The following is a 20,598-nucleotide window of genomic DNA, read 5'->3' as shown; positions in this document are numbered from 1 at the left end:
TCGGGCGCAGCACTTTCGGGGAAGTACACGATGAAGATGCGACGACTCATGGGCGCAGGTGCCGCACTGGTACTGGCGATCAGCTCCACACTGGCCAGTGCCGAAACCAAGACCCTGAGCATCGGTTACGTTGACGGCTGGTCCGACAGCGTCGCGACGACTCACGTGGCAGCGGAAGTCATCCAGCAGAAGCTCGGCTATGACGTCAAGCTGCAAGCGGTGGCGACCGGGATCATGTGGCAGGGCGTGGCCACCGGCAAGCTCGATGCCATGCTCTCGGCGTGGTTGCCAGTGACTCACGGCGACTACTGGACGAAGAACAAGGACCAGGTGGTCGATTACGGCCCCAACTTCAAAGACGCGAAAATCGGCCTGATCGTGCCGGAGTACGTCAAGGCCCAGTCTGTGGCCGATCTCAAGACCGATGAAAGCTTCAAGAACCGCATTGTCGGCATCGACGCCGGTTCAGGCGTAATGCTCAAGACCGAACAGGCGATCAAGGACTACGACCTGACCGGCTATCAACTCAAGGCCAGTTCCGGCGCCGGCATGATTGCCGAGCTGACCCGTGCCGAGAAAAAGAACGAATCCATCGCCGTCACCGGTTGGGTGCCGCACTGGATGTTCGCCAAGTGGAAACTGCGCTTCCTGGAAGACCCGAAAGGCGTCTACGGCGCTGCTGAAACCGTGAACAGCATCGGCAGCAAGGAACTGGCGACCAAGGCACCGGAAGTGGCTGAGTTCCTGAAGAAATTCCAGTGGTCGTCGAAAGACGAAATCGGCGAAGTCATGCTGGCCATCCAGGAAGGCGCCAAGCCTGAAGCCGCTGCCAAGGACTGGGTCGCCAAGCACCCGGACCGTGTGAAGGAGTGGACTGGCAAGTAAGCTGCCTGGTCCGGTAATACCGAAAGCCGCATGACGTTGTGTCATGCGGTTTTTTTATGCCTGCGCAATTCTCAAGCCTTGCAACGACCCCTTGTGGGAGCGAGCTTGCTCGCGATAGCAATGTACCTGCTTGCATCCATGCTGAATGTGACGCGGTCATCGCGAGCAGGCTCGCTCCCACAGGGGGGGGGCGATAGTTTTTGCTGGAAACTGGCAAAACCGTCATGTCGTTCTAATACTAAGGTCGTCTGGATCCTGGCCTTGAGCCGCATAGAGTAGAGTCGTTCCAACTTAAATTGTGCTGCGAGGATAAAAACAATGAACGACAGCATTTACCTCTCGATTCAAAACAGCCCGCGCTTCAAGGAGCTGGTGAGAAAACGGGAAAGGTTCGCCTGGATTCTTTCGGCGATCATGCTAGGGCTGTACTCCGGATTCATTCTTCTGATCGCCTACGGGCCACACGTTCTTGGGAGCAAGATCTCGCCTGATTCGACGATCACCTGGGGCATTCCCATCGGTGTCGGTCTGATTCTCTCGGCTTTCGTCCTGACCGCTATCTACGTGCGACGCGCCAACGGCGAGTTCGACGACCTGAACAATGCGATTCTCAAGGAGGCTCAGCAATGATCCGGCGTCTACTGGCTCTATTGAGCATCACCGCGTTCGCTCCGGGTGCCTGGGCGGCTGAAGCCCTGACCGGGGCGGTACAGAAACAACCCCTCAACGTCGCCGCCATCATCATGTTCGTGGCGTTTGTCGGCTTGACCCTGGGCATCACGTATTGGGCGTCCAAGCGCAGCAAGTCGGCCAGTGACTACTATGCGGCGGGCGGGCGGATCACCGGTTTCCAGAACGGTCTGGCCATTGCCGGTGACTACATGTCGGCGGCGTCCTTCCTGGGGATTTCCGCGCTGGTGTTCGCGTCCGGCTACGACGGCCTGATCTACTCCATCGGCTTCCTGGTGGGCTGGCCGATCATTCTGTTCCTGATCGCCGAGCGCCTGCGTAACCTGGGTAAGTACACTTTTGCCGACGTGGCGTCCTATCGCCTCGGGCAGAAGCAGATCCGTACCTTGTCCGCCAGCGGCTCGCTGGTGGTGGTGGCGTTCTACCTGATCGCGCAGATGGTCGGTGCCGGCAAGCTGATCCAGCTGCTGTTCGGCCTGGACTACCACGTTGCGGTAGTGCTGGTGGGTATCCTGATGTGCCTCTATGTGTTGTTCGGCGGCATGCTGGCGACCACCTGGGTGCAGATCATCAAGGCAGTGCTGCTGCTGTCGGGTGCTTCGTTCATGGCGCTGATGGTCATGAAGCACGTCAACTTCGACTTCAACATGCTGTTTGCCGAAGCGGTCAAGGTTCACCCTAAAGGTGAGGCGATCATGAGCCCTGGCGGCTTGGTGAAGGATCCGGTCTCGGCCTTCTCCCTGGGCCTGGCACTGATGTTCGGTACCGCAGGCCTGCCACACATCCTGATGCGCTTCTTCACCGTGAGTGACGCCAAGGAAGCCCGCAAGAGCGTGCTGTATGCCACCGGCTTCATCGGTTACTTCTACATCCTGACCTTCATCATCGGCTTCGGCGCGATCCTGCTGGTCAGCACCAACCCGGCCTTCAAGGACGCTGCAGGTGCCTTGCTGGGCGGTAACAACATGGCGGCGGTGCACTTGGCCGACGCAGTGGGCGGCAGTATTTTCCTCGGCTTCATCTCGGCGGTGGCCTTTGCCACCATCCTGGCTGTAGTGGCCGGTTTGACCTTGGCCGGCGCTTCGGCGGTGTCTCATGACCTCTACGCCAGCGTGATCAAGAAAGGCAAGGCCAACGAGAAGGACGAGATTCGCGTCTCGAAAATCACCACCATCGCCCTGGCGGTGCTGGCGATTGCCCTGGGTATCCTGTTCGAGAAGCAGAACATCGCGTTCATGGTGGGCCTGGCGTTCTCCATCGCGGCGAGCTGCAACTTCCCGGTGCTGCTGCTTTCGATGTACTGGAAGAAACTGACCACCCGCGGCGCCATGATCGGCGGCTGGCTGGGCCTGGTCAGCGCCGTGGGCCTGATGATCCTGGGCCCGACCATCTGGGTACAGATCATGGGTCACGAGAAGCCGATCTACCCGTATGAGTACCCGGCGCTGTTCTCGATGGCCATTGCCTTCGTCGGTATCTGGTTCTTCTCCATCACCGACAAGTCGGCCGAAGCCGAGAACGAGCGGGCGCTGTTCTTCCCGCAGTTCGTGCGTTCGCAGACGGGTCTGGGGGCGAGTGGGGCGGTTAATCACTGATACGGTGTAAAGCTCAAGCGTCATGTGTGCAGAAATACCCCGGTCGAGAGGCTGGGGTATTTTTTTGGGCTTGGGTTAAGGGTTGGCAGGTCTGCCGCCATCGCGAGCAAGCTCGCTCCCACAGGTGACCGCATTCCCATGTGGGAGCGAGCTTGCTCGCGATGGCGTCAGACCTGGTTCCGCAGATCAAGGGGGCATAAACAAAACGGCCCCCGCTCCTATAAAAGAAGCGGGGGCCGTTGCGGTGCAGCTTGAGGCGTTATTGCAAGGTCTTACTTGCGATCTTCCAGCTGGGTGATGTCACGCGACTCGTAGCCGGTGTACAACTGGCGCGGGCGGCCGATCTTGTACGGGCTGGAGAGCATTTCCTTCCAGTGGGAGATCCAGCCGACGGTCCGCGCCAGGGCGAAAATTACGGTGAACATGCTGGTTGGAATGCCGATCGCCTTGAGGATGATCCCCGAGTAGAAGTCGACGTTCGGGTACAGCGAGCGCTCGATGAAGTACGGATCGGTCAGGGCGATCTCTTCCAGGCGCATGGCCAGTTCGAGTTGCGGATCGTTCTTGATCCCCAGTTCCTTGAGCACTTCGTCGCAGGTCTGCTTCATGACGGTGGCGCGCGGGTCGCGGTTCTTGTAGACCCGGTGACCGAAGCCCATCAGCTTGAACGGATCGTTCTTGTCCTTGGCCTTGGCGATGAACTTGTCGATGTTCGAGACATCGCCGATTTCATCGAGCATGGTCAGTACCGCTTCGTTGGCACCGCCGTGGGCCGGGCCCCAGAGTGCAGCGATGCCGGCGGCGATACAGGCGAACGGGTTGGCACCCGAAGAGCCGGCCAGGCGCACGGTGGACGTGGAGGCGTTCTGCTCGTGGTCGGCATGGAGGATGAAGATCCGGTCCATGGCCTTGGCGAGCACCGGGCTGATCGGTTTGATCTCGCACGGGGTGTTGAACATCATGTGCAGGAAGTTTTCCGCATACGACAGGTCGTTGCGCGGGTACATCATGGGCTGGCCCATGGAGTACTTGTAGACCATCGCCGCCAGGGTCGGCATCTTCGCCACCAGGCGGACCGCGGAGATTTCGCGATGCTGGGGGTTATTGATGTCCAGGGAGTCGTGGTAGAAGGCCGAGAGGGCGCCGACAACGCCGCACATGACCGCCATCGGGTGGGCATCGCGACGGAAGCCGTTGAAGAAAGACTTCAGCTGCTCGTGAACCATGGTGTGGTTTTTCACGGTGCTGACGAACTGGGCCTTTTGTTCTGCGGTCGGAAGCTCACCGTTGAGCAGCAGGTAGCAGGTTTCCAGGTAGTCCGATTTTTCAGCCAGTTGCTCGATCGGGTAGCCGCGGTGCAGCAGGATGCCGTTATCGCCGTCGATGTAGGTGATCTTCGACTCGCACGAAGCGGTCGACATGAACCCCGGGTCGAAGGTGAAGCGGCCCGTGGCCGTCAGGCCGCGAACGTCGATTACATCGGGACCAACGGTGCCGGTTAAAATGGGCAGCTCGACGGGGGCTGCGCCCTCGATGATCAACTGCGCTTTTTTGTCAGCCATGTGGCCTCCTATTAATGCTTGGAATCATCAGACAGACCCCCCACGCAGGGCCCGCACCACTATAGTGAGATAAATCCGAAAGTCAATTTGCCTAAAGTCTTGCTCCAGAAGGCTTTAACCGGACTTTTTCCGCGAAATTTCCTGCCGTTTACGCCTTTTGCCGCTGTTGTGCAATGCGCCATCAGTGGAAGGTGAACGCGTTGTCATTAGTAACCTAACTGTCTATACTCGGCAGCCGACCGCCAGGGGCTTTTGGGCCTGCTTTGCTGGGGGTCGTCACTCCCTGGGTGGTGAGTACCTGACCAGTGCGCGCCGCAACAACTTTGCCCTGATTCTTAGGGGCTCTTCAGTGTGAAAAAAGCCGTGAAAAGCCAACGACCTGTAAACCTAGACCTAAGGACCATCAAACTCCCCATCACCGGCGTTACGTCGTTTCTTCACCGTGTTTCCGGCATCATCCTCTTCCTGGGCCTTGGCATCATGCTTTATGCATTGAGCAAATCCCTGGGTTCCGAGGAAGGCTATGCCGAGGTGAAGGCATGCTTGACCAGTCCGCTGGCCAAGTTCGTAGCATGGGGCCTCCTGTCCGCTCTGCTGTATCACCTGGTTGCCGGTGTGCGCCACTTGATCATGGACATGGGCATCGGTGAGACGCTGGAAGGCGGCCGCCTGGGCTCGAAAATCATCATCGCCGTTTCCTTGGTGCTGATCGTTCTGGCAGGAGTTTGGATATGGTAACCAGCGTTACGAACCTTTCGCGTTCGGGCCTCTATGACTGGATGGCGCAGCGTGTGTCTGCGGTCGTTCTGGCGGCTTATTTCATTTTCCTGATCGGCTATCTCGCGGCGAACCCTGGCATTGGCTATGAACAATGGCACGGTCTGTTCGCACACAACGGGATGCGTATCTTCAGTCTGCTGGCGCTTGTCGCACTGGGCGCCCACGCCTGGGTCGGCATGTGGACCATCGCCACCGACTACCTGACGCCGATGGCGCTGGGCAAGTCGGCGACTGCCATACGTTTTCTTTTCCAGGCGGTATGCGGCGTTGCGATGTTCGCTTACTTCGTCTGGGGTGTGCAGATTCTCTGGGGTATCTGATCCATGGCTAACATTCCAACGATTTCTTTCGACGCCATCATCATTGGCGGCGGCGGTGCCGGCATGCGCGCAGCGCTGCAACTGGCACAGGGCGGTCACAAGACTGCCGTGATCACCAAGGTCTTCCCGACCCGTTCGCACACTGTTTCCGCCCAGGGCGGCATCACCTGCGCCATCGCTTCGGCCGACCCGAACGATGACTGGCGCTGGCACATGTACGATACCGTCAAGGGTTCCGACTACATCGGTGACCAGGATGCTATCGAATACATGTGTCAGGAAGGCCCGGCCGCGGTGTTCGAGCTGGACCACATGGGCCTGCCGTTCTCCCGTACCGAAACCGGTCGTATCTACCAGCGTCCGTTCGGTGGCCAGTCCAAGGACTACGGCAAGGGTGGCCAGGCTGCACGTACCTGCGCGGCATCCGACCGTACCGGTCATGCACTGCTGCACACCCTTTACCAGGGCAACCTGAAAGCCGGTACCACGTTCCTGAACGAGTACTACGCCGTAGACCTGGTGAAGAACCAGGACGGCGCCTTCGTCGGCGTGATCGCGATCTGCATCGAAACCGGCGAAACCACCTACATCCGCTCGAAAGCCACCGTACTGGCGACCGGCGGTGCAGGCCGTATCTACGCATCCACCACCAACGCCCTGATCAACACCGGTGACGGCGTCGGCATGGCCCTGCGTGCTGGCGTGCCGGTACAAGACATCGAAATGTGGCAGTTCCACCCGACCGGCATCGCCGGCGCCGGTGTACTGGTCACCGAAGGTTGCCGTGGTGAAGGCGGCTACCTGATCAACAAGCACGGCGAGCGTTTCATGGAGCGTTATGCTCCGAACGCCAAGGACCTTGCCGGTCGTGACGTCGTGGCTCGTTCGATGGTTAAAGAGATCATTGCCGGTAACGGCTGTGGCCCGAATGGCGACCACGTGATGCTCAAGCTCGACCACCTGGGCGAGGAAGTGCTGCACAGCCGTCTGCCAGGCATCTGCGAACTGTCGAAGACCTTCGCCCACGTCGATCCGGTCGTCGCGCCGGTTCCAGTGGTTCCAACCTGCCACTATATGATGGGCGGCGTTGCCACCAACATTCACGGCCAGGCGATCACCCAGAACGCCGAAGGCGTGGACGAAATCATCCCTGGCCTGTTCGCAGTGGGTGAAGTGGCGTGCGTATCGGTTCACGGTGCCAACCGCCTGGGCGGCAACTCGCTGCTCGACCTGGTGGTCTTCGGTCGCGCTGCCGGCCTGCACCTGGAAAAGGCGCTGACCGACGGTATCGAGTACGACGACGCTACCGAAGCCGACATCAATGCGGCCCTGTCGCGCCTGAACGCCCTGAACAACCGTACCGATGGCGAAGACGTGGCAACCCTGCGTCGCGAGCTGCAGAACTGCATGCAGAACTACTTCGGTGTATTCCGTACCGGTGAATACATGCAGAAGGGTATTGCCCAACTGGCAGAACTGCGTGAACGAATTGCCAACGTGAAGATCAACGATAAGTCACAGGCGTTCAACACTGCACGTATCGAAGCGCTGGAACTGCAGAACCTGCTGGAAGTGGCCGAAGCCACCGCCATCGCGGCCGAAGTGCGTAAAGAGTCCCGTGGCGCCCATGCCCGCGAAGACTATGAAGATCGCGACGACGAAAACTGGCTGTGCCACACCCTGTACTTCCCGGGTGAAAAGCGCGTAAGCAAGCGTGCCGTGAACTTCTCGCCGAAGACTGTTCCGACTTTTGAACCTAAGATTCGGACTTATTAAGGGTGGCCGCCATGTTGCAAGTCAGTGTTTATCGCTACAACCCTGATCAGGACGCCGCGCCGTTCATGCAGGATTTCCAGGTCGATACCGGTGGTAAGGACCTGATGGTGCTGGACGTGCTCGCCCTGATCAAAGAGCAGGACGAAGGTTTCTCCTATCGTCGCTCCTGCCGCGAGGGCGTTTGCGGCTCCGACGGCATGAACATCAACGGCAAGAACGGCCTGGCCTGCATCACGCCACTGTCGGCCGTTGTCAAAGGCAACAAGCTGATCGTTCGTCCGCTGCCAGGTTTGCCGGTTATCCGTGACCTGGTCGTCGATATGAGCATCTTCTACAAGCAATACGAGAAGGTGAAGCCATTCCTGCAGAACGACACGCCGGCTCCGGCCATCGAACGTCTGCAGTCTCCGGAAGAGCGTGAAAAGCTCGACGGTCTGTACGAGTGCATCCTGTGCGCCTGCTGCTCGACCTCGTGCCCATCCTTCTGGTGGAACCCGGACAAATTCCTGGGCCCGGCCGCCCTGCTGCAAGCGTACCGCTTCCTGGCAGACAGCCGTGACACCAAGACGTCCGAGCGTCTGGCGGCACTGGATGACCCGTTCAGCGTATTCCGCTGCCGCGGGATCATGAACTGCGTCAACGTCTGCCCGAAAGGCCTGAACCCGACTAAGGCCATCGGTCACGTACGTAACATGCTGCTGCAAAGCGGCGTGTGATTCAGCTGCTGTACCCGTAGAACCGCTGTACCCGTAGAGGCTAGGGCGCGGGCTTCAACCCGCGTCGTAGCATAACCAGGACAGCCGCTCACAAAGCGGCGGTTCTTATTTTGAAGAAATGAGACAAGCAGGGGCATCCGGGCTGGTACCCGGACTATCAGCGTGATCCTAAGTGGCTTGTTTTAGTCGCTGCACTCGGACTTCTGCAAGTTTGCTCGGTGTTTTCGCCGATGGTGTTCCCCTAATCGAGGGTGACCAAGCATGCAAGAAAGCGTGATGCAGCGCATGTGGAACAGTGCCCACCTCTCCGGTGGTAACGCTGCCTATGTGGAAGAGCTCTACGAGCTCTACCTGCACGACCCTAACGCTGTGCCAGAAGAATGGCGCACCTATTTTCAGAAGTTGCCCGCTGACGGTAACTCTGCCACCGATGTTTCGCACTCGACGATTCGCGATCATTTCGTGCTGCTGGCAAAGAACCAGCGCCGCGCCCAACCGGTTTCCGCCGGCAGCGTGAGCAGCGAACACGAGAAGAAGCAAGTTGAAGTACTGCGACTGATCCAGGCCTACAGGATGCGAGGCCACCAGGCAGCCCAGCTGGACCCGCTGGGGCTGTGGCAGCGTCCTGCACCTGCAGACCTGTCGATCACTCATTACGGCTTGACCAATGCCGATCTTGATACGACCTTCCGTGCCGGCGACCTGTTCATCGGCAAAGAGGAAGCGAGCCTACGCGAAATTCACGAAGCGTTGCAGCAGACATATTGCCGCACCATCGGCGCTGAGTTCACGCACATCACCGATTCCGAGCAACGCCAGTGGTTCCAGCAGCGTCTGGAAAGCGTTCGTGGCCGTCCGACGTACTCCGCCGACATCAAGAGCCACCTGCTCGAGCGCGTCACTGCCGGTGAAGGCCTGGAAAAATACCTGGGCACCAAATACCCGGGCACCAAGCGTTTCGGCCTGGAAGGCGGCGAGAGCCTGATTCCGATGCTGGACGAGCTGATCCAGCGTTCCGGTTCGTACGGCACCAAGGAAGTGGTCATCGGCATGGCTCACCGTGGCCGTCTGAACGTGCTGGTCAACACCTTCGGCAAGAACCCACGCGAGCTGTTCGACGAGTTCGAAGGCAAGAAGAAGGTCGAGCTGGGTTCCGGTGACGTGAAATATCACCAGGGCTTCTCGTCCAACGTGATGACCACCGGCGGCGAAGTCCACCTGGCCATGGCGTTCAACCCGTCCCATCTGGAAATCGTTTCCCCGGTGGTCGAAGGTTCGGTTCGCGCCCGTCAGGATCGTCGCAACGACCCGACCGGTGAGAAGGTATTGCCGATCTCCATCCACGGTGACGCGGCTTTCGCCGGTCAGGGCGTGGTCATGGAAACCTTCCAGATGTCCCAGACCCGCGGTTTCAAGACCGGCGGTACCGTGCACATCGTGATCAACAACCAGGTCGGTTTCACCATCAGCAACCCGCTGGACTCGCGCTCCACCGAGTACGCGACCGACGTGGCGAAGATGATCCAGGCGCCGATCCTCCATGTGAATGGCGATGATCCGGAAGCCGTGCTGTTCGTGACCCAGTTGGCCATCGACTACCGCATGCAGTACAAGCGTGACGTGGTGATCGACCTGGTCTGCTACCGCCGTCGCGGCCACAACGAGGCCGACGAGCCAAGCGGCACCCAGCCGCTGATGTACCAGCAGATCGCCAAGCAGCGCACCACCCGTGAGCTGTATGCCGAGCGCCTGACCCAGGGCGGCGTACTGAATGCCGAGCGCGTCCAGGAAAAAGTCGATGAATATCGCAACGCCCTGGATAACGGCCTGCACGTGGTAAAAAGCCTGGTCAAGGAGCCGAACAAAGAGTTGTTCGTGGACTGGCGTCCTTACCTGGGCCACGCCTGGACCGCTCGTCACGACACCCGCTTCGACCTCAAGACCCTGCAGGAACTGTCCGCCAAGCTGCTGGACATCCCGGAAGGCTTCGTGGTCCAGCGCCAGGTCGCGAAGATCTACGAAGACCGTCAGAAGATGCAAGCCGGCGGCCTGCCGATCAACTGGGGTTACGCCGAAACCATGGCGTACGCGACCCTGGCGTTCGAAGGTCACCCGATCCGCATCACCGGCCAGGACGTAGGCCGCGGCACTTTCTCGCACCGCCACGCGGCGCTGCACAACCAGAAAGACGCCAGCACCTACATCCCGCTGCAACACCTGTACAAGGGCCAGCCACGTTTCGACCTGTACGATTCGCTGCTGTCCGAGGAAGCCGTCCTGGCGTTCGAATATGGCTACTCCACCACCGAGCCGAATGCGCTGGTGATCTGGGAAGCCCAGTTCGGCGACTTCGCCAACGGTGCCCAGGTGGTTGTCGACCAGTTCATCACCAGCGGCGAGCACAAGTGGGGTCGTCTGTGCGGCCTGACCATGCTGCTGCCACACGGTTATGAAGGGCAGGGGCCGGAGCACTCCTCGGCACGCCTGGAGCGTTACCTGCAACTGTGCGCCGAGCACAACGTCCAGGTCTGCGTACCGACCACCCCGGCGCAGATCTACCACCTGCTGCGTCGTCAGGTCATCCGTCCGCTGCGCAAGCCGCTGATCGTGCTGACGCCGAAGTCGCTGCTGCGCCACAAGCTGGCGATCTCCACCCTCGAGGACCTGGCCGAAGGCTCGTTCCAGACGGTTATCTCCGAGATCGATACGCTGGACGCGGCCAAGGTGACTCGCCTGGTCCTGTGCAGCGGCAAGGTCTACTACGACCTGCTGGAAAAACGTCGTGCCGAAGGCCGCGAAGACATCGCCATCGTGCGTATCGAGCAGCTTTACCCGTTCCCGGAAGAAGACCTGATGGAGGCCATCGCGCCTTACACCAACCTCAAGCATGTGGTGTGGTGTCAGGAAGAACCGATGAACCAGGGCGCGTGGTACAGCAGCCAGCATCACCTGCGTCGCAGCATCGGCAACCATAACAAGGCCCTGGGCCTGGAATACGCCGGCCGTGATGCTTCTGCTGCACCTGCTTGTGGTTACGCATCGATGCACGCCGAGCAGCAGGAACAACTGCTGCAAGATGCCTTCACCGTTTAATGCCTTCGCGCACCTGAAACCGAATTTAAGGAACCACAGATAATGGCTATCGAGATCAAAGCCCCCACTTTCCCGGAATCGGTTGCCGATGGCACCATTGCCACCTGGCACAAAAAACCGGGCGAGGCCGTCAAGCGCGACGAACTGATCGTCGACATCGAAACCGACAAAGTCGTATTGGAAGTACTGGCCGAAGCTGACGGCGTGCTCGGCGCAATCGTTGCCGAAGAGGGCGCTACTGTCCTGTCCAACCAGGTACTGGGCTCGATCGAAGAGGGCGGCGCTGCTGCCGCTGCTCCGGCCGCCGCTGCTGCTCCTGCCGCTGCCCAGGCTGCCGCTCCGGCTGCCGATGGCGAAGACGATCCAATCGCTGCACCGGCTGCACGCAAGATCGCTGAAGAGAACGGCATCAACATCGCTTCCGTTGCCGGCACCGGCAAGGGTGGTCGTGTGACCAAGGAAGACGTGGTGGCTGCCGTTGCCGCGAAGAAGGCCGCTCCGGCCGCAGCACCGGCCAAGGCTGCCGCTCCGGCCGCCGCTGCGCCTGTGTTCGCCGCTGGCGACCGCACCGAGAAGCGCGTACCGATGACCCGTGTGCGTGCCACCGTGGCCAAGCGCCTGGTCGAAGCCCAGTCGAACATGGCGATGCTGACCACGTTCAACGAAGTCGACATGACTGAAGTCATGGCATTGCGTTCGAAGTACAAGGATCTCTTTGAGAAGAGCCACAATGGGGTGCGCCTGGGCTTCATGTCGTTCTTCGTCAAGGCAGCCACCGAAGCGCTGAAACGCTTCCCGGCTGTCAACGCGTCGATCGACGGTTCCGACATCGTCTACCACGGCTACGCCGACGTCGGTGTTGCGGTGTCCAGCGACCGTGGCCTGGTGGTTCCGGTACTGCGTAACGCCGAACTGATGAGCCTGGCTGAAATCGAAGGCGGCATCGCCACCTTCGGCAAGAAGGCCCGTGACGGCAAGCTGTCCATCGATGAGATGACCGGCGGTACGTTCACCATCACCAACGGTGGTACATTCGGTTCGATGATGTCGACCCCGATCGTCAACCCGCCGCAAGCGGCGATCCTGGGTATGCACAACATCATCCAGCGTCCGATGGCAATCAACGGTCAGGTCGTGATTCGTCCGATGATGTACCTGGCGCTGTCCTACGATCACCGCCTGATCGACGGGAAAGAAGCCGTGACGTTCCTGGTCACCATCAAGAACCTGCTGGAAGATCCGGCGCGTCTGCTGCTGGATATCTGATTTCGCCGCGAGGGCCGGTCGGTTGACCGGCCTCTTGCTGAAACAACCGGTTTCGTCCACGACGGTCGTCACAAGCGGCCGTCCGGTTTGATTCGAGAAGGAATGACTCATGACTCAGAAATTCGACGTGGTAGTGATTGGTGCGGGCCCTGGCGGCTACGTAGCGGCCATCAAGGCTGCGCAACTTGGCCTTACCACTGCCTGCATCGAGAAATACACCGATGGCGAGGGCAAACAGGCCCTCGGCGGTACTTGCCTGAACGTCGGTTGCATTCCTTCCAAGGCGCTGCTGGACAGCTCCTGGAAATACAAGGAAGCGAAAGAAAGCTTCAACGTCCACGGCATCTCCACTGGCGAAGTCAAGATGGACGTCGCTGCGATGGTTGGCCGCAAGGCTGGCATCGTCAAGAACCTGACCAGCGGTGTTGCCACCCTGTTCAAGGCCAACGGCGTGACCTCGATCCAGGGCCACGGCAAGCTGCTGCTGGGCAAGAAGGTCGAAGTGACCAAGCCGGACGGCTCGGTTGAAGTGATCGAAGCCGAGAACGTCATCCTGGCCCCGGGTTCGCGCCCGATCGACATCCCGCCGGCTCCGGTCGACCAGAACGTGATCGTCGACTCCACCGGCGCCCTGGAATTCCAGTCCGTGCCAAAACGCCTGGGCGTGATCGGTGCCGGCGTGATCGGCCTGGAGCTGGGTTCGGTATGGTCGCGCCTGGGCGCACAAGTGACCGTGCTCGAAGCCCTCGACACCTTCCTGATGGCCGCCGACACCGCGGTCTCCAAGGAAGCGCTGAAGACCCTGACCAAGCAAGGCCTGGACATCAAGCTGGGCGCTCGCGTGACCGGTTCCAAGGTCAACGGCGAAGAAGTCGTGGTCAACTACACCGACGCCAATGGCGAACAGACCATCACTTTCGACAAGCTGATCGTTGCGGTCGGCCGTCGTCCGGTGACCACCGACCTGTTGGCTGCCGACTGTGAAGTGAAGCTGGATGAGCGTGGTTTTATCCAGGTTGACGATTTCTGCGCTACCACCGTACCGGGCGTCTACGCCATCGGTGACGTGGTCCGCGGCATGATGCTGGCGCACAAGGCGTCCGAGGAAGGCATCATGGTCGTCGAGCGCATCAAGGGCCACAAGGCCCAGATGAACTACGACCTGATCCCGTCGGTTATCTACACCCACCCGGAAATCGCATGGGTTGGTAAAACCGAGCAAGCCTTGAAGGCCGAAGGCGTTGAAGTTAACGTCGGCACCTTCCCGTTCGCCGCCAGTGGCCGTGCCATGGCAGCCAACGATACCGGCGGTTTCGTGAAAGTCATCGCCGATGCCAAGACCGATCGCGTATTGGGCGTTCACGTCATTGGTCCAAGCGCTGCCGAGCTGGTACAGCAAGGCGCGATCGGCATGGAATTCGGCACCAGCGCTGAAGATCTGGGCATGATGGTCTTCTCCCATCCGACCCTGTCCGAAGCCTTGCACGAAGCGGCCCTGGCCGTAAATGGCGGCGCCATCCACGTGGCCAACCGCAAGAAGCGTTAACAGATAATAAGAAACCACGGCGGTTCGGCCCGTCGTGAGCCTTGCGCGCAAGACTCACCGCGGAATGTCCGCTGGACGCAGTCTTGCGTAGCTCGACCGGGTGACCGGAAGGCTACGCAAGCAGCAGTCACAGGTGGTGCGGCACTCAATGGTGCAGCACCGAATGCGCAGTACCTAACGAAGACGGTAATAAGCATGAATCTTCACGAGTATCAGGGTAAGCAGCTGTTCGCTGAGTACGGCCTGCCAGTATCCACAGGCTACGCGGTAGACACCCCGGAAGCGGCAGCAGAAGCTTGCGACAAAATCGGCGGCAGCGAATGGGTTGTCAAAGCCCAGGTTCACGCCGGTGGTCGCGGTAAAGCGGGCGGCGTCAAGCTGGTTCGCAGCAAAGAAGACGCCAAGGCCTTCGCACAGCAGTGGCTGGGCAAGCGTCTGGTAACTTACCAGACTGATGCCAATGGTCAGCCAGTCACCAAGATCCTGGTTGAGTCGTGCACTGATATCGCTAAAGAGCTGTACCTGGGCGCTGTCGTTGACCGTTCGAGCCGTCGCATCGTGTTCATGGCTTCCACCGAGGGTGGCGTGGACATCGAGAAAATCGCTCACGATACCCCTGAGAAAATCCTCAAGGCCACTATCGATCCACTGGTTGGCGCCCAGCCATTCCAGGGTCGTGAACTGGCATTCCAGCTGGGTCTGGAAGGCAAGCAGGTCACTCAGTTCGCCAAGATCTTCGTAGGTCTGGCCAAGCTGTTCCAGGACCATGACCTGGCACTGCTGGAAGTGAACCCGCTGGTGATCAAGGCCGACGGCGATCTGCACTGCCTCGATGCCAAGATCAACATCGACGCCAACGCCATGTACCGTCAGCCTAAGCTGAAGACTTTCCACGATCCGTCGCAAGACGATCCGCGCGAAGCGCACGCTGCCAAGTTCGAACTGAACTACGTAGCCCTGGAAGGTAACATCGGCTGCATGGTCAACGGTGCCGGCCTGGCCATGGGTACCATGGACATCGTCAACCTGCACGGCGGCAAGCCAGCCAACTTCCTCGACGTGGGCGGTGGTGCTACCAAGGAACGTGTGACCGAAGCGTTCAAGATCATCCTGTCCGACACCAATGTCGCTGCAGTACTGGTCAACATCTTCGGCGGCATCGTTCGTTGCGACATGATTGCCGAAGGCATCATCGGCGCCGTGAAAGAAGTAGGCGTGAAAATCCCGGTTGTTGTTCGCCTTGAAGGCAACAACGCTGAGCTGGGCGCTAAAGTACTGGCAGAAAGCGGTTTGAACATCATCGCTGCTACCAGCCTGACCGACGCTGCTCAACAAGTCGTTAAAGCTGCGGAGGGCAAATAATGAGCGTCCTGATCAATAAAGACACCAAGGTTATCTGCCAGGGTATTACCGGTTCGCAAGGTAGTTTCCACACCCAGCAAGCCATCGAATACGGCACCAAGATGGTTGGCGGCGTAACGCCTGGCAAGGGCGGCACCGAGCATCTGGGCCTGCCTGTCTTCAACACCGTCAAGGACGCTGTTGCAGCCACTGGCGCCACCGCCAGCGTGATCTACGTTCCAGCTCCGTTCTGCAAGGATTCCATCCTTGAAGCGGCGTTCGGCGGCATCAAGCTGATCGTGTGCATCACCGAAGGCATCCCGACCATCGACATGCTGGAAGCCAAGGTCAAGTGCGACGAGCTGGGTATCACCCTGATCGGCCCTAACTGCCCAGGCGTGATCACTCCAGGCGAATGCAAGATCGGCATCATGCCAGGTCACATTCACTTGCCAGGCAAGGTCGGTATCGTTTCCCGTTCCGGCACCCTGACCTACGAAGCTGTTAAGCAGACCACTGACGCCGGTTTCGGTCAGTCGACTTGCGTCGGCATCGGCGGTGACCCGATCCCGGGTTCGAACTTCATCGACATCCTGAAGCTGTTCCAGGAAGACCCGAAGACCGAAGCGATCGTCATGATCGGTGAGATCGGCGGTTCGGCTGAAGAAGAAGCGGCTGCCTACATCAAGGCAAACGTGACCAAGCCGGTTGTTTCCTACATCGCAGGTGTGACTGCTCCTCCGGGCAAGCGCATGGGCCATGCGGGTGCAATCATCTCTGGCGGCAAAGGCACTGCAGACGAGAAATTCGCTGCTCTGCAAGACGCAGGCGTGAAAACCGTGCGTTCGCTGGCAGACATCGGCAAGGCCCTGGCCGAGCTGACTGGCTGGGAAATGAAGAAGTAAGCTTCGGCTGACTGATTCGTTCCAGCAACAAAGGCCACCTTCGGGTGGCCTTTGTCGTTTCTGGCCGTTGTGTTCATGGCTGTAGGGCTTCTTGTGGCCAGGGGATTTATCTGTGGCAAGGATGCTTTTGTGGCGAGGGGATAAATCCCCTCGCCACAGGGGCAGCATTGGAAAAATAGATACGTAAACGCGACACGGAAACGTCGTGTATCGGATAGTTTGCCCCGTAACAGTGCGTTTCTGATCCGGATTCGTTAGGCTAGCCACCATTTTTGCGATCGCTGCCCACAAGGACGCGACGCGCTAAACGGGTCGATCCCATACGGATCGGCAGCATTTCCCTCACCCATGGGGAAATCCCTCTCTAAATTCCGATTCAGTAGTGTGGTTTCCTTAATGAAAGTGTTGAAAGGCCAGGACATCCTGGCGCTTGGTTTCATGACATTTGCCCTGTTCGTCGGGGCCGGCAACATCATCTTCCCGCCTATCGTCGGTTTGCAGTCCGGGCCCCATGTCTGGATGGCGGCGCTGGGCTTCCTGATCACGGCGGTCGGCTTGCCGGTCGTCACCGTGGTCGCCCTGGCGAAGGTCGGCGGTGCGATGGATGCCTTGAGCAGCCCCATCGGCAAGCTCGCCGGCGGCCTGCTGGCGGCGGTCTGCTACCTGGCCGTCGGCCCGTTGTTCGCCACGCCGCGTACCGCCACCGTCTCGTTCGAAGTCGGCCTGGCGCCGCTGACCGGCGAAAGTCCGCTGGCGTTGTTCCTCTACAGCGCCGTGTATTTCCTGCTGGTGTTCTTCATTTCGCTCTACCCGGGCCGGCTGCTGGATACGGTTGGACGCTTCCTTGCGCCGCTGAAGATCATTGCCTTGGCCGTGTTGGGGATCGCCGCGTTTGCCTTGCCCGCCGGCGGTATCGGCGTGGCCACGCCGGAGTACGTCGCGGCGCCGTTCTCCCAGGGCTTCATCAATGGCTACCTGACCATGGATACCCTGGGGGCGCTGGTGTTCGGTATCGTCATCGTCAACGCGATCCGTTCCCGTGGCGTCGAATCACCGGCGTTGATCACCCGCTATGCAATCATCGCCGGGTTGATTGCCGGGGTCGGCCTGGCGCTGGTCTATATCAGCCTGTTCCGCCTGGGCTCGGGCAGCCACGAAGTGGCACTGGGCGCGGCCAACGGCGCCGCCGTGCTGCATGCCTACGTGCAACACACCTTCGGCAGCCTGGGCAGCGGTTTCCTCGCCGTGCTGATCTCCCTGGCCTGCCTGGTGACCGCGGTTGGCCTGACCTGCGCCTGTGCCGAGTACTTCAGCCGTGTCCTGCCACTGTCCTACAAGACGCTGGTGGTGATCCTGGCGGCGTTTTCGTTGCTGGTGTCCAACTTGGGCCTGACCAAGCTGATTGCCTTCTCGATCCCGGTCCTGACCGCGATCTACCCGCCCTGCATCGCCCTGGTGGCTTTGAGCTTCTGCAAGGACTTCTGGCACGAACAGGGGCGCATCGTCGGCCCGGTGATGCTGGTGTCGTTCCTGTTTGGCCTGGTCGACGCGCTCAAGGGCGCAGGCCTGGCAGACTGGATGCCGGCGCAATTGGCCCACCTGCCGCTGAGCGAGCAGGGACTGGCCTGGCTGGTGCCATCGGTGATGACCCTGGTCGTGGCCGTGGTGTGTGATCGCCTGCTGGGCAAACGCAGCGAGGCGCTGGCTTAAGCCGTTACACACGGTTCCCGCTACACCGAAATGCCCCGTATCAATCGATACGGGGCATTTTTTATGCGGCGTGTCTTTTTCCTTGGGCTAACGTCGAAGCAGTGTCCTGCATAAATGAAGATCCCTGTGGGAGCGAGCCTGCTCGCGATTGCGGTGGATCAGCTATCCACTTATTGGCTGACCTACCGCTATCGCGAGCAGGCTCGCTCCCACAAGGGGCGCTGCAAGCTGCTCCATGTTTTTTACACAAGGAATTACATGTCATTCATCCAAGCCAACCTGACCCATCTCCTGGCCGCCGCCTGGTTCATCATCTGCTGGGGCGGCTACACCCGCTACGCCACCTGGAAGGCCCGCGATACGGCCTGCCTGGCCAGCGTGATGCACTTGTACCGTGAAGACTGGATGCGCCGCATGCTGCTGCGCGAGAACCGTATCGCCGACGCCAGCGTGATCGGTAACCTGGAGCGTAACGCGTCATTTTTTGCCTCCAGCACGTTGATCATCCTGGCCGGCATCCTGACGGTACTCGGCGCCTCCGACCGCGCGGTGTCGTTGCTGGCGGACCTGCCGCTGGTGCAGCAGGCTTCCCAGGGCCTGGCCGAAGTCAAACTGCTGTGCCTGGCACTGGTGTTCGTGTACGCGTTCTTCACCTTCAGCTGGTGCATGCGTCAATACAACTTCGCGGCGGTCCTGGTGGGCTCGGCACCGATGATCGGCGAGCGCCACGTCTCGGAGCAGGAGCGCAAGGCCTTTGCACTGCGGGCCGCACGGGTTATTTCGATGGCCGCCAACCAGTTCAACTTCGGCCTGCGCGCTTATTATTTCGGCATGACCATGTTGGCGTGGTTTGTCAGCCCCTGGTTATTCATGTTGATGAGTGCCGGCGTGGTGTTTGTGCTCTATCAGCGCGAGTTTCATTCCGATGTGCTGGATGTCATGGTCTATACCCCGACGGAAGTACCGGCGCCGGAAGTTGCCAAGGACGCGGCATGACAACATGGCCGGTCAAATCACAGGCAAAAGAAAACCCGCACCAGGCGGGTTTTCTTTTGTCGCTAAAACCGTATCAGTTGGTTTTAGGCGCTGTGGCAGGTGCTTGTTCCTGCGTAGCGGCTTTGTTCGCTTCAGCCTGATCTTTGGCGGCTTCGGCGTTTTCTTTCGCCGCGTCGTTCACTTTATCCTGTGCTTTGTTCATGTCCTGCTGAGCTTGCTCAGCATGTTGGTTGGCATCTTGAGCTTTGTCCTCGGATTTTTTATCGCAGGCAGCGAGACCGAGGGTGGCGGTCAACATCAAGGCAATAGCTAAAGTCTTACGCATGGGGTGTTTCTCCTTATGGAAATAACTACTGGCCGTTTGAGCAATCCGCCTTGGGTTAAGTTCCTCTTTTGCGTCAGATATATAACTTTGCAATGGAATGGAACTTTATGAGTCGCGCCTGTTATCAGGTCCCGTTACTGACAAGAGCATTGATCAAATGGCCGAAGACCCCGTTTTTGAGCGTGCGACACGCTTTTTGTCCGCGCTGAGGCACTGCCAGGTGCTGGGCCTGGAGCTGCACAGTGCCAGCCACGAGGGATTGACCCTGGTGCTGCCTTTCAGCCCCCGGATCGTGGGCAACCCGCTTACCGGCGTCCTCCATGGCGGGGCGTTGACGTCACTGATGGACACGGCCTGCGGCATGTCGACCCTCTGCGTGCTGCCGGAGTTCGAGGTCTGTCCGACCCTGGACCTGCGCATCGACTACATGCACGCCGCCGAGCCGAACAAGGCTGTCTATGGTTTCGCTCAGTGCTATCGGGTGACGCCGGACGTGATTTTCACCCGTGGTTTCGCCTATCAGGACGACCCCGCCCAACCCATCGCCCATGTGGTGGGCACTTTCATGCGCCTGGGCCGACACGCCAGGGGCATCACGAAAGGTGGCCCGATGGCTGCCGTGGACACGCCATGACCGACATTACCCGGGAACGACTGCGCCAGGCCTGCGAGCAGGGCGATCATGCGCTGCTGCTGGCCTCTATTCCCTATGCACAACTCATCGGCATCGCATGCACGGGGCAGGGCGATGACCTGCTGTTTCGCCTGCCGGCCAACAAGGACAACATTGGTAACCCTTTACTGCCGGCGATCCATGGCGGCGTCATTGCCGGCTTCATGGAGCTGGCGGCAGCCGTTCATCTGCTGATCGCCACCCGTGCGCCGGGCGTGCCGAAGATCATCGATTTCTCCCTGGATTACCTGCGCGCCGGGCAGTTTCGCGACACCTATGCCCGGTGCCAGGTCTGGCGCCAGGGCCGACGGGTGGCCAACGTTGCCATCACCGCCTGGCAAGACGCGCAGGCCGAGCCGATCGCCACCGCGCGGGCGCATTTCAAGATCCAGGAACCGGCAAAACCGGATCACCCTTGA

General features: G+C 59.8%; 18 protein-coding genes. 16 read left to right on the top strand and 2 right to left on the bottom strand.

What is annotated here, in order from left to right; translation table 11 throughout:
• The first annotated feature begins 30 nt into the window (after positions 1 to 30).
• From LOY67_RS20155 to LOY67_RS20145, 3 genes are all read left to right on the top strand, one after another.
• Complete coding sequence (locus LOY67_RS20155; RefSeq protein WP_047698952.1) at positions 31 to 885, top strand: glycine betaine ABC transporter substrate-binding protein; 855 nt, start codon at positions 31 to 33, stop codon at positions 883 to 885.
• Positions 886 to 1,203: 318 nt separating this feature from the next.
• Complete coding sequence (locus LOY67_RS20150; protein ID WP_265064128.1) at positions 1,204 to 1,515, top strand: DUF485 domain-containing protein; 312 nt, start codon at positions 1,204 to 1,206, stop codon at positions 1,513 to 1,515.
• Entirely contained in the window at positions 1,512 to 3,170 is a 1,659-nt protein-coding gene (locus LOY67_RS20145) for a cation acetate symporter (RefSeq protein ID WP_265064127.1), read from the top strand. The genes LOY67_RS20150 and LOY67_RS20145 overlap by 4 nt, the downstream gene beginning before the upstream one ends.
• A 272-nt stretch (positions 3,171 to 3,442) precedes the next feature.
• Here the strand turns inward: LOY67_RS20145 and gltA are convergent, their stop codons facing one another.
• A complete protein-coding gene (gltA, locus tag LOY67_RS20140) occupies positions 3,443 to 4,732 on the bottom strand; it encodes a citrate synthase (protein WP_265064126.1) in 1,290 nt (429 codons plus the stop codon).
• Between the two features lie 351 nt (positions 4,733 to 5,083).
• Here gltA and sdhC point away from each other — a divergent pair, with 351 nt between their 5' ends.
• The 11 genes from sdhC (at position 5,084) to LOY67_RS20085 (ending at position 19,181) form a co-directional block, all read left to right on the top strand.
• Complete coding sequence (gene sdhC / locus LOY67_RS20135; RefSeq protein ID WP_265064125.1) at positions 5,084 to 5,470, top strand: succinate dehydrogenase, cytochrome b556 subunit; 387 nt, start codon at positions 5,084 to 5,086, stop codon at positions 5,468 to 5,470.
• A complete protein-coding gene (gene sdhD / locus LOY67_RS20130; protein ID WP_265064124.1) occupies positions 5,464 to 5,832 on the top strand; it encodes a succinate dehydrogenase, hydrophobic membrane anchor protein in 369 nt (122 codons plus the stop codon). Before sdhC ends, sdhD begins: the two co-directional genes overlap by 7 nt.
• Before the next feature lie 3 nt (positions 5,833 to 5,835).
• Entirely contained in the window at positions 5,836 to 7,608 is a 1,773-nt protein-coding gene (gene sdhA / locus LOY67_RS20125; protein WP_265064123.1) for a succinate dehydrogenase flavoprotein subunit, read from the top strand.
• 11 nt (positions 7,609 to 7,619) lie between these two features.
• On the top strand, positions 7,620 to 8,324 hold the full coding sequence (locus LOY67_RS20120; RefSeq protein ID WP_024780617.1) for a succinate dehydrogenase iron-sulfur subunit: 705 nt from the start codon (positions 7,620 to 7,622) through the stop codon (positions 8,322 to 8,324).
• A 261-nt stretch (positions 8,325 to 8,585) separates the two neighbouring features.
• Positions 8,586 to 11,417: a 2-oxoglutarate dehydrogenase E1 component gene (locus LOY67_RS20115; protein ID WP_265064122.1), complete on the top strand. Its 2,832-nt coding sequence runs from the start codon at positions 8,586 to 8,588 to the stop codon at positions 11,415 to 11,417.
• Between the two features lie 42 nt (positions 11,418 to 11,459).
• On the top strand, positions 11,460 to 12,683 hold the full coding sequence (gene odhB / locus LOY67_RS20110) for a 2-oxoglutarate dehydrogenase complex dihydrolipoyllysine-residue succinyltransferase (protein WP_265064121.1): 1,224 nt from the start codon (positions 11,460 to 11,462) through the stop codon (positions 12,681 to 12,683).
• A gap of 109 nt (positions 12,684 to 12,792) precedes the next feature.
• Entirely contained in the window at positions 12,793 to 14,229 is a 1,437-nt protein-coding gene (lpdA, locus tag LOY67_RS20105; protein ID WP_265064120.1) for a dihydrolipoyl dehydrogenase, read from the top strand.
• A 195-nt stretch (positions 14,230 to 14,424) separates the two neighbouring features.
• Complete coding sequence (gene sucC, locus LOY67_RS20100) at positions 14,425 to 15,591, top strand: ADP-forming succinate--CoA ligase subunit beta (protein ID WP_003179235.1); 1,167 nt, start codon at positions 14,425 to 14,427, stop codon at positions 15,589 to 15,591.
• Positions 15,591 to 16,475, top strand: coding sequence for a succinate--CoA ligase subunit alpha (gene sucD / locus LOY67_RS20095; RefSeq protein ID WP_003179236.1), 885 nt, complete (start codon positions 15,591 to 15,593; stop codon positions 16,473 to 16,475). Before sucC ends, sucD begins: the two co-directional genes overlap by 1 nt.
• A 396-nt stretch (positions 16,476 to 16,871) precedes the next feature.
• Positions 16,872 to 18,185, top strand: a complete 1,314-nt coding sequence (brnQ, locus tag LOY67_RS20090) for a branched-chain amino acid transport system II carrier protein (RefSeq protein ID WP_265064119.1) — start codon at positions 16,872 to 16,874, stop codon at positions 18,183 to 18,185.
• Between the two features lie 258 nt (positions 18,186 to 18,443).
• Positions 18,444 to 19,181, top strand: coding sequence for a DUF599 domain-containing protein (locus LOY67_RS20085; protein ID WP_265064118.1), 738 nt, complete (start codon positions 18,444 to 18,446; stop codon positions 19,179 to 19,181).
• 73 nt (positions 19,182 to 19,254) lie between these two features.
• On the opposite strand, the gene LOY67_RS20080 is transcribed toward LOY67_RS20085, so the two are convergent.
• Entirely contained in the window at positions 19,255 to 19,506 is a 252-nt protein-coding gene (locus LOY67_RS20080) for a hypothetical protein (RefSeq protein WP_265064117.1), read from the bottom strand.
• Positions 19,507 to 19,663: 157 nt separating this feature from the next.
• On the opposite strand from LOY67_RS20080, the gene LOY67_RS20075 reads away from it, so the two are divergent.
• The gene (locus LOY67_RS20075; protein WP_265064116.1) at positions 19,664 to 20,140 is read left to right on the top strand and encodes a PaaI family thioesterase; all 477 of its coding nucleotides are present in this window, start codon (positions 19,664 to 19,666) and stop codon (positions 20,138 to 20,140) included.
• A complete protein-coding gene (locus LOY67_RS20070) occupies positions 20,137 to 20,598 on the top strand; it encodes a PaaI family thioesterase (protein ID WP_265064115.1) in 462 nt (153 codons plus the stop codon). Before LOY67_RS20075 ends, LOY67_RS20070 begins: the two co-directional genes overlap by 4 nt.

The sequence above is a fragment of the Pseudomonas sp. B21-056 genome (assembly GCF_026016325.1).
In the GTDB taxonomy this organism is placed as follows: Bacteria; Pseudomonadota; Gammaproteobacteria; order Pseudomonadales; family Pseudomonadaceae; genus Aquipseudomonas.
The sequence above is the reverse complement of the archived record's forward strand: the minus strand, read 5'-3'. Positions and strand labels throughout refer to the sequence as shown.